Genomic DNA, 515 nt, shown 5'->3' with positions numbered 1-515 from the left:
TGTTTGTTCAGTTCTTCACGCTGCTGTTCACTGGCCTTGAGCCGCTGTTGCAGTTCGGTGATCTGGCTGCCGGCGCTCAGCGACAATGGCGTGGAGCTGCCGCCTTCGGTGGTTTCCTCACCATGGGCGGGCGCCATGATCGACAACGTGAGCAACATCAGACACAACGGACCCTTGCGCATCGCGACACCTGTTTCCAAATGGATATTGGGCAGGTTGTCGGCAGGCAAACGAGAATAATGAGCGATTGAGATGGATGAGAAGCGAGAAGGTTCAGTGCGCAGGAGGTGATGTTGGTGGCTGACAAATAAGTTGTGGCTGATGAATATTCTGTGGCGAGGGGTTTAGCGAAACGTCGCGCCGCCCCGTTGGGCTGCGTAGCAGTCCTGAAATGGGAGCGTGCGGTGTGTCAGACACACCGCGTTGGATGGGTTTTGGGGCGGCTTCGCCACCCAGCGGGGCGGTGCGACGTTTCGCTAAATCCCCTCGCCACATTAATCCCTCACTGTTCCAAC

General features: G+C 57.3%; 1 pseudogene. It reads right to left on the bottom strand.

Annotated elements, in window-relative coordinates:
• A pseudogene (locus tag J5M71_RS27185) lies at positions 1–182 on the bottom strand (translation initiation factor 2); the annotation flags it as partial.
• Positions 183–515 lie beyond the last annotated feature (333 nt).

This window comes from Pseudomonas sp. 43(2021) (assembly GCF_017490805.1).
GTDB lineage: Bacteria > Pseudomonadota > Gammaproteobacteria > Pseudomonadales > Pseudomonadaceae > Aquipseudomonas.
The sequence above is the reverse complement of the archived record's forward strand: the minus strand, read 5'-3'. Positions and strand labels throughout refer to the sequence as shown.